General features: G+C 62.8%; 7 protein-coding genes, 1 tRNA gene and 2 rRNA genes (1 of these 10 running past the window's edge). 6 read left to right on the top strand and 4 right to left on the bottom strand.

Features of this window, described 5'->3' with window-relative positions:
• Positions 1–23: 23 nt before the first annotated feature.
• On the bottom strand, positions 24–1,229 hold the full coding sequence (locus tag NKI17_RS23060) for a M24 family metallopeptidase (protein WP_352648871.1): 1,206 nt from the start codon (positions 1,227–1,229) through the stop codon (positions 24–26).
• 366 nt (positions 1,230–1,595) lie between these two features.
• On the opposite strand from NKI17_RS23060, the gene NKI17_RS23065 reads away from it, so the two are divergent.
• From NKI17_RS23065 to NKI17_RS23090, 6 genes are all read left to right on the top strand, one after another.
• The gene (locus NKI17_RS23065) at positions 1,596–3,206 is read left to right on the top strand and encodes an ABC transporter substrate-binding protein (RefSeq protein WP_352568294.1); all 1,611 of its coding nucleotides are present in this window, start codon (positions 1,596–1,598) and stop codon (positions 3,204–3,206) included.
• Between the two features lie 287 nt (positions 3,207–3,493).
• A complete protein-coding gene (locus tag NKI17_RS23070; RefSeq protein ID WP_352568295.1) occupies positions 3,494–4,480 on the top strand; it encodes an ABC transporter permease in 987 nt (328 codons plus the stop codon).
• Entirely contained in the window at positions 4,477–5,307 is an 831-nt protein-coding gene (locus tag NKI17_RS23075) for an ABC transporter permease (protein ID WP_352568296.1), read from the top strand. The genes NKI17_RS23070 and NKI17_RS23075 overlap by 4 nt, the downstream gene beginning before the upstream one ends.
• Complete coding sequence (locus tag NKI17_RS23080; RefSeq protein WP_352568297.1) at positions 5,304–6,302, top strand: ABC transporter ATP-binding protein; 999 nt, start codon at positions 5,304–5,306, stop codon at positions 6,300–6,302. The genes NKI17_RS23075 and NKI17_RS23080 overlap by 4 nt, the downstream gene beginning before the upstream one ends.
• Complete coding sequence (locus NKI17_RS23085) at positions 6,299–7,090, top strand: ATP-binding cassette domain-containing protein (RefSeq protein WP_352568298.1); 792 nt, start codon at positions 6,299–6,301, stop codon at positions 7,088–7,090. The genes NKI17_RS23080 and NKI17_RS23085 overlap by 4 nt, the downstream gene beginning before the upstream one ends.
• Positions 7,087–7,593 (top strand): L-2-amino-thiazoline-4-carboxylic acid hydrolase, encoded by a 507-nt coding sequence (locus tag NKI17_RS23090; RefSeq protein WP_352568299.1) that lies wholly within the window; start codon positions 7,087–7,089, stop codon positions 7,591–7,593. Before NKI17_RS23085 ends, NKI17_RS23090 begins: the two co-directional genes overlap by 4 nt.
• 250 nt (positions 7,594–7,843) lie before the next feature.
• Here NKI17_RS23090 and NKI17_RS23095 read toward each other — a convergent pair.
• From NKI17_RS23095 to NKI17_RS23105, 3 genes are all read right to left on the bottom strand, one after another.
• A tRNA-Met gene (locus NKI17_RS23095) sits at positions 7,844–7,920 on the bottom strand.
• A 130-nt stretch (positions 7,921–8,050) separates the two neighbouring features.
• A 5S ribosomal RNA gene (rrf, locus tag NKI17_RS23100) occupies positions 8,051–8,165 on the bottom strand.
• A 96-nt stretch (positions 8,166–8,261) separates the two neighbouring features.
• Positions 8,262–9,223, bottom strand: a 23S ribosomal RNA gene (locus NKI17_RS23105) (it continues 1,837 nt past the right edge of the window).

Raw genomic sequence — 9,223 nt, forward strand, 5'->3', positions numbered from 1 at the left:
GACGAGGTAATCTCAAGAACGGGCTAGGTACCAGCGCCTAAGCCGCCCCCGCCCCCGTTCCAGCCCCGGCCCCGATCGCCGAACATGACGTAACCGGCATCGGTTACCGCCACCGTGTCCTCCAGCTTGATGAAGCCGCGCGTCGGGTGGAGCATGGTCGTCTCGACCGAAAGCACCATGTTCTTCTCCAGCGGCTTTGCGGCATAGGTGCCTTCATAGGTCACCGGATGGTTGGTCATCAGGAACGGCGCTTCATGCGTGATCAGCCCCATGCCATGCGCGAAGAAATCAGTATAGGCCGCAACCTTGGATTTCTTCAGAACGCCTTCGGCATGAGAAATCATGTCACCGCCCAGCGTGCCCGCCTTGACCTTGGAAAAGGCCGCCTGCTGCACTGTCTCGATCTCGGCCAGCAGATCCTCGAGCTCGGCGTCAGGGTCGCCCAGCACGCCCATGCGGCAAAGATCGCCGATATAGCCGTGGTAGTTGCCGCCGGAATCGATCGACATCACCTCGCCCTTCCTCCACGCCTGCGGCGAAGCGGCGCGGTTGTGGCTGGAGCCTAGCGTCAACAGGCAATATTCGAAATGCGCGCCGCGATTGGTCTCCTCGCGCCTGAGCTGTTCGATGATCTCGCTCTTGGTCGTGCCTTCGCGTGCCCAGCCGATGGTCGCCAGCATGGAATCGGTGATCAGCTCCGAAGCGATGCGCAGCTTTTCCAGCTCCGCCTCGGTTTTGATTGCCCGCATGCGCTCCAGCATATCAGTCGCATCGATCAGCTTGGCATCCGGCAACGCGTTGCGGATCAGCATATAGGCGTCGGACGGCAGGAAGGCGGGCTCGATGCCGATGCGGGCATTGCCCTTGCCGATCTTTCGCAAATGCTCGACCGCCAGATTGGCGGCATCGAGCGTACCCCAGCAGGCGGCATGCAGTGTCGGCGTCCAGAACGGATGATTCTGGTGCTCGCCGCCTTCCATGCGGTTGCCGATATAGGCGGCATGCTCCGGCCCACCTTTCTCATAGACGACGACAGGCAGATAACGGCTGTGGCCGATTGCATCCATGGCGGCGAAGAAGATGAACTTGTAGCCGCCAAGCAGATATTGCGTGTTGTGCTTGGAGGTGGCGAGCAGCGCGTCGATGCCGGCCTCCTCCATCAGCCCGTCCACCCTGGCCTGGTCGAACGGCACGCTGCCGACGGCATTCTTGCCTGGGGCAATGTTCATGTCTCTCTCCCTGAAATCCCTTAGCCGGCCGCTCGCCGGCACCGGCTTTTCCGGCTCTGAACCTCGGCTATGCTTAAATCTGCATCATTTTGCCCGATCTGGTCCAGCCAGAACGGGCGAACCAGTCCCAAAAGCTGCTCCACCTGCTGCACTTTACTCCAGTCTGGTCCTGCTAGAACCGCGCATCGAACCGTTTTCTGTACAACTGGTCCAGCGGACGGAAATTTCAAAGCCACATAGAGATGCGCCAATTCCGTCTTTGGCGAAACCCCGCACAAGGCCCATAATCAGCTTTGCAGGATGCTTACGAGCGTCCGAGGGGTACGGCGGACCCGGCCGGGTCCGCGGAGAGGACGGAGTTCGATCATGCCAGAGTTCACCATTTCCAGACGTACAATGCTGGCCGGTTCGGCATTGCTGTTGGCCTCCACCGCCATGCCGACGATCGGCTCGGCGCAGACGCCGAGAAAGGGCGGACGACTGGTTGTCGCCGCCGATTCCGAGCCGCGCAACCTCAATCCGGCGATTGTCGCCTCGAACGGCGTCTTCTTCATCTCGAGCAAGATCGTGGAAACCTTGGCCGAGGCCTCCTTCGGCGGCAAGGACGGGCTCGAGCCACGGCTGGCGCTCAGCTGGGAAGGTGCCGCCGACGGCCTGTCGGTGACGTTCAAGCTGCGCGAGGGCGTCAAATGGCATGATGGGAAGCCATTCACCTCAGCCGATGTCGCCTTCTCGGCGCTGCAGGTCTGGAAGCCGCTGCAGAATCTCGGCCGCACCGTGTTCAAGGATCTGGAGGCGGTCGACACGCCGGACGAAACCACCGCCGTGTTCAAATTCGCCAAGCCGACACCGTTCCAGCTGATCCGCAACGCCTTGCCGGCGCTGAGCAGCGTGGTGCCCAAGCACATCTATGAGACCGGAAAGATCGAGGACAACCCGGCCAACAACGCCCCGGTCGGCACCGGACCGTTCAAATTTGCCGAACACAAGCCCGGCGAATATTACCGGCTGGAGAAGAACACCGACTATTGGGGCAAGGACGAGCCCTATCTCGGCGAGATCATCTATCAGGTGCTGCCGGACCGCACGTCGGCGGCCAGCGCCCTGGAAGCCGAAGAGATCCAGCTCGCCGCCTTCTCCGCCGTGCCCCTGGCCGATCTCGACCGCATCTCCAAAGTGCCCGGTCTCAAGGTGATCACCAAGGGTTATGAAGGGCTGACCTACCAGCTCGTCGTCGAGATCAATCATCGCCGCAAGGAGCTGGCCGACCTGAAAGTACGCCAGGCGATCGCTCACGCTATCGACAAGGATTTCGTCGTCAAGACGGTATTCCTTGGCTATGCCGCCACCGCCACTGGCCCGGTGCCGAAAAACGACCCGCAATTCTACACCGCCGACGTGCCGACCTACGCCTTCGACGTCGCCAAGGCCAACGCCTTGCTTGACGAGGCCGGCTACAGCCGGGGCGATGACGGCAAGCGCTTTTCACTGAGGTTGCTACCGGCGCCCTACTTCAACGAAACCAAGCAGTTCGGCGACTATCTGCGCCAGGCGCTCGCAGCCATCGGCATCGACGCCCAACTGGTCAACAACGACTCTGCCGCGCATATCAAGGCTGTCTACACCGACCACGCCTTCGACCTTGCGGTCGGGCCGCCGGTGTTCCGCGGCGATCCGGCGATCTCGACCACCATCCTGGTGCAGAGCGGTATTCCCGACGGCGTGCCCTTCTCCAACCAGGGTGGCTACAAGAATGCCGATCTCGACGCCCTGATCGCCAAGGCATCGGAGACGCTCGACACCGCCGCCCGCACCGAACTCTACAAGGAGTTCCAGAGAAAAGTTGCCGCCGACCTGCCACTGATCAACGTCGCCGAATGGAGTTTCATCAGCGTCGCCCGCGATACGGTCAACAACATCGCCAACAACCCGCGCTGGGCGGTATCGAACTGGGCGGACACTTGGCTGGAGGGGTAAGGAAGTCTCTTCAGACTTGCGCGCCGCTTGTGTGGGTGCTCAGCTTCAGCGATGAGAGCTTTTTCGCGCCCCCCTCTGTCCTGCCCTCTTTGCCACCACTTGGCATCTCCCCCACGAGCGGGGAGATCGGCTGTCATTGTCGCTTTTGCCAATCTCCAGCGTTGCAAGACGGCCGGCAACGCCGAAACTGCCAATCTCCCTCCTTGTGGGGGAGATGTCCGGCAGGACAGAGGGGGGCGCCGTAGAGCGCGGCACCGAAGACTTGGCTCTCCTATCGGCGTTGCGCCATGACCCGCGCCGTCATCCTCCTTCGCCGCCGTCTCGTCGGCAGCATCTTCGTGCTGCTGATTGTCGTCATTGGCACCTTCCTGCTGCTCGAAGCCGCTCCCGGCGACGCGGTCGATGCCTATATCGTCTCGACCGGCGGCGACGCCGGCATGATCGAGCTGTTGCGTCACCGCTGGGGGCTCGACCAGTCTGAGCTGACGCGGCTGGCCAATTACCTTTGGGCGCTGCTGCATCTCGACCTTGGCCAGTCGGTCACCTTTTCGCGGCCGATCCGCGAAGTCGTCCTCGAGCGCCTGCCCAACACGCTTCTGTTGATGGGGAGCGCCACCGCGCTCTCCTTCGGCCTCGGCTCGGCGCTCGGCATCTATGCCGGCGCCAGACCCGGCAGCTTCCGTGATCGTTTCCTGTCCATCGGCTCGCTGGCGCTCTATGCCGTGCCGGGCTTCTGGCTCGGGCTTGTGCTGATCATTGTCTTCGCCGTCGACCTGCGCTGGTTTCCGATCGGCGGCATCGAGAGTATCGTCTCGGCCAGGACCGGCCTCGATCGCGCCGCCGATATCGCCCGCCATCTCGTCCTGCCGGTTTCGGCGCTCGGCTTCATTTATCTCGCGCTCTATCTGCGCATGACGCGCGCCGGCATGGCCGAGGTGTGGCGACAGGACTTTGTGCTGGCCGCCCGTGCCAGGGGACTTTCCCGCCGTCGCATCGTGCTCGCTCACGTCGCCCGTAACGCGCTGTTGCCGCTGGTCACCATGCTCGGCCTGCAATCCGCGCAGATGTTGGGCGGCAGCGTCGTGATCGAGAGCGTCTTTTCCGTCCCCGGCCTCGGCCGACTGGCGCAGGAAGCGGTGGCCGCGCGGGATACCCCACTACTGCTCGGCATTATTCTCACCAGCGCTGTCCTGGTCGTCATCATCAACGTTCTCGTCGACATCGCCTACGTCTTCCTCGATCCGCGCGTCGGCGCCAGTGAGGCCAGCGCATGAGTCCGCTTGCCCGCTTCCTGCGCACGCCGGAGGCTGTCGCCGGCGCGGTCATCCTGGCGGCGCTGTTTGCCATGGTTTTTGCCGCGCCTTTGTTCTTTCCCGGCGATCCGCAGGCGATTGCCGGACCGGCATTGCTGCCGCCCTTCCAGGATTGGTCGCTGCCGCTCGGCACCGACCGGCTCGGCCGCGACGTGCTAGCCGAGCTTCTCCACGGCGCCCGCACCTCGCTGGCGGTCGGGCTGGCAGCAGCAGCCGTCGCCCTTGCCGTCGGCGCCATAATCGGCACGTTGGCCGGTTTTGCTGGCGGCGTTGTCGACGAGATGCTGATGCGCATCGCCGACGCGTTCCAGACCGTGCCAGCCTTCCTGCTGGCTTTGGCTTTCGTGAGCATTGTCGGGCCGTCGCTCGGCGTCGTCGTCGCGGCGATCGCGCTTGGCGCCTGGACCGGACCGGCACGCGTGGCGCGGGCCGAAGTGCTGTCGATCCGCGAGCGCGATTTTGTTGCCGGCGCCCGCGTCATCGGCATGCATCCGTTGGAGATCGCCTTTCGGGAGGTGCTCCCCAATGCGCTGCCGCCGGTAATGGCTTTGTCGTCGGTGATCGTCGCCGCGGCGATTCTCACCGAAGCGGCATTGTCCTTTCTCGGCCTCGGCGATCCCAACCGGGTTACCTGGGGCGGCATGATCGCCGAAGGCCGCGCCGTGCTGCGCACCGCGCCCTTCCTGTCGATCATTCCGGGCGTAGCGCTCGTGCTCACCGTGCTCGGCGTCTATCTCGCCGGCGAAGGCGTCGTCGAGACCACGGCGATGAGGAGGAGCCTGTCGTGACGGCGCTTGCTTCGATCCGCAATCTGACGGTGACCTATCGCCGTGACGGCGCCGAGGTAGCGGCGCTGAAGAATGTCGGCTTCGACATCACCGCCGGCGAGCGCTTTGCCATCATCGGTGAAAGCGGTTCGGGCAAGAGCACGCTGGCGCTGGCCATTGCCGACCTGCTGCCGGCCACCGCCAGGATCGAAGGCCGCATCGATTGGCTCTTGCGCCCGCCACCAATGTTTGGTGCCAAGGCACCCCCCTCTGTCCTGCCGGACATCTCCCCCTCAAGGGGGGAGATCGGCAGTTCCGCAGCCGGTTCCTTTCCGCCAGCTTCGGTGATTGGCGAAGGCAGAGATGAAAGTGCAATCTCCCCCCTTGAGGGGGAGATGTCCGGCAGGACAGAGGGGGGTGCGACGGGACGCCAACCTGCAAGCCTTCGCGACCATGCTCCAATCGGTGGCCGTGACATCGGCTTCATTTTCCAGGACCCATCCGCAAGTCTCGACCCGGTGATGCCAATCGGCAAGCAGATCGCGGAAGTCGCGTGCACTCATCTCAGCCTCAGTTGGCGAGACGCCTATGCCAAGGCAAAAACCCTGCTCGAGCGCGTCCGCCTGCCCGATCCGGACGCTGCCCTCTGCGCCTTCCCGCACCAGCTCTCCGGCGGCCAGAAGCAGCGTGTGGCGATCGCCGCGGCGATTGCTGCCGGTCCGAAACTGCTGATCGCCGACGAGGCGACCAGCGCGCTGGATACGATCGTGCAGGCCGAGATCGTCGGGCTGATCCGGCGACTGGTGGCCGAGGACGGTATGACGCTGCTGTTCATCAGCCACGACATTGCGCTGGCCGCTGAGCTTGCGGAGCGCATCGCGGTGTTCCGGCATGGCGAGCTGCTCGAGCTCGGTTCGACAGCCCAAATCGTCAATGCGCCGCGTCACGCATACACTCGTGTGCTGCTTGACGCTCATCTCGGCCTCGACGCCGAGCCGCTGTTGCGGCGAACATGACCGACCCGCTGCTCGCCGTTTCCGGCCTGACCAAACGATACAGTCGCGGCGGCAAGATCATCGCCGCGGTCGACGACGTTTCCTTCCACATCGACCCCGGCGAGACGCTGGCGCTAGCCGGACCTTCCGGCAGCGGCAAGTCGACGATAGCTCGTCTAGTGCTCCGGCTCATCGAATTCGATACCGGCCGTATCGAATTTGAAGGCAGCGATTTCCTGTCGCTGAACGGCGCTGCCTTGCGCGGCCGGCGCGCCCGTCTTCAGATGGTGTTTCAGGATCCGCTCGCCGCCTTGAACCCACGCGCCACAGTCGCGCGTGTGCTCGACGACCCCTTGCGCATCCATCACATTGCCTCTGGCCCCGAGCGCCCGCGCCGTATTGCAGCTCTGCTGGAACGCGTCGGCCTCAGCCCCGGTCTCGCCGGCCGCGCCATTCACGAAATTTCCGGCGGTCAGCGCCAGCGCGTTGCAATCGCCCGCGCCATCGCCACGAAACCGTCGCTGGTCGTGCTCGACGAGGCCGTGTCGGCGCTCGACGTTTCGGTTCGTGCGCAGATCCTGCAACTGCTGCTCGACCTTCAACGCGAGGAGCGCATCGCCTATCTATTCATTTCGCACGATCTCGGCGTCGTCCGTGCCATCGCCCACCGCATGGCCATTCTGGACGCCGGGCGGATTGCCGAGAGCGGCGATGCCCGCACCGTCATCGACGCGCCGCAATCCGCGATCGGCAAGGCGCTGGTAGCGGCAGCGCCAAGACTGTCAAGGCTCGAACAGGACGCATCATGACCGACGCCGAAGCCCGAGCCGAAAAACTGTCGCGCGAACTCGATTCCGCCTTCCGCAACCGCGCCGATCTCTATCGTCTGTTCCTCGACGAGCTAACCGCGGAGTTGGGCGCGGAAAAAGCCGAGGCGATTATGATCCGTATAATCGAACAACGCGGCAAGGAGGTTGCGGCGGCGGCCTTTGCCGATTTCGGCCCGAACGATGCACCGGCGATCGGCGAGGCGTTCCTGGCCGTCAGCCCGGATGGCGGCCGCATGTATCCGACCGACGTCGAACGCAGCCAAGGCCGCATCGCCTTCAAGGTCAAGCGCTGTCCGCTGAAGGACGCCTGGGTCGAAGCCGGCGTCGGCGACGAGAAGCTCGCCACGCTCTGCCGAATCGCCGGCGCCTTCGACCGCGGCCTGTTCGAGGCCACCGGAGTGCGCTTCGACAACGTCACCTGGACGCCGGGCCACGGTTCCGGCTGCTGCCACATCGCCTTGACCAACCGGGATGCCGGCTAGAGCTGCATCCATGCAGCACATTCAGGTGCCGGCAGGACGTGGAACTTCGTCGCGGCGCGCGAGCTTCGGTGTTTGGCAGCACGCCCCAAAACAAAAAAACCCCGGCGCTGTAAGGCTACCGGGGTTTTTGCGGGGGCTGGACCTGCCTTGGTGTCTCGCTGTGTCTGCTTCGTGCGAGTCCCTGACGGGGATCGAACCAATCGGCCAGCAAAACGAAAACGGCCCGCACAAGGCGGGCCGTTTTCGAATTTGGTTGCGGGGACAGGATTTGAACCTGTGACCTTCAGGTTATGAGCCTGACGAGCTACCGGGCTGCTCCACCCCGCGTCAACCCTAGAAGTAAGCCTTGGCTCACTGGATTCAAGCTTCCGCCAAATGAAAAGGCCGCTTGCGCGGCCCGATATCCCGTTGGCGGGCCTGTTCGTAAGGAGAAGATTAAACAACGTGCGCTTGGCAGACCTGGCAGCGACCTACTCTCCCGCGTCTTGAGACGAAGTACCATCAGCGCTGGAGCGTTTCACGGCCGAGTTCGGAATGGGATCGGGTGCAGCCGCTCCGCCATAACCACCAGGTCGGCAAAACGCACGTTGCTCGAGAAGCTGTTTTCTGTGCCATCCATCTCGGCGCAATCCAAGGATTGTCACCAGAAATGGGCATTAGGAATGAGAACGATCAAGCCGATCGAACTATTAGTACCGGTAAGCTTCAAGCGTTGCCGCTCTTCCACACCCGGCCTATCAACGTGGTCGTCTTCCACGGTTCTCAGGGAATACTCGTTTTAAGGTGGGTTTCCCGCTTAGATGCCTTCAGCGGTTATCCCGTCCGGATATAGCTACCCTGCTATGCGGCTGGCGCCACAACAGGTCCACCAGAGATCCGTCCATCCCGGTCCTCTCGTACTAGGGACAGATCCTTTCAATATTCCTACACCCACGGCAGATAGGGACCGAACTGTCTCACGACGTTCTGAACCCAACTCACGTACCGCTTTAAATGGCGAACAGCCATACCCTTGGGACCTGCTCCAGCCCCAGGATGCGATGAGTCGACATCGAGGTGCCAAACAACCCCGTCGATATGGACTCTTGGGGGTCATCAGCCTGTTATCCCCGGCGTACCTTTTATCCGTTGAGCGATGGCCCTTCCACGCGGGACCACCGGATCACTATGACCGACTTTCGTCTCTGCTCGACTTGTCAGTCTCGCAGTCAGGCAGGCTTATGCCATTGCACTCAGCGAACGATTTCCGACCGTTCTGAGCCCACCATCGCGCGCCTCCGTTACTCTTTAGGAGGCGACCGCCCCAGTCAAACTACCCACCATACATTGTCCCGGACCCGGATAACGGGCCGCGGTTAGACATCCATAGTGATAAGGGTGGTATTTCAAGGGTGGCTCCACCTGAGCTGGCGCCCAGGTTTCAAAGCCTACCACCTATCCTACACATGCCACTACGAATGCCAATGTAAAGCTATAGTAAAGGTGCACGGGGTCTTTCCGTCTAACCGCAGGAACCCCGCATCTTCACGGGGAATTCAATTTCACTGAGTCTATGCTGGAGACAGCGGGGAAGTCGTTACGCCATTCGTGCAGGTCGGAACTTACCCGACAAGGAATTTCGCTACCTTAG

Origin of the sequence: Mesorhizobium sp. M0816, assembly GCF_040320005.1 — a bacterium.
GTDB lineage: Bacteria > Pseudomonadota > Alphaproteobacteria > Rhizobiales > Rhizobiaceae > Mesorhizobium.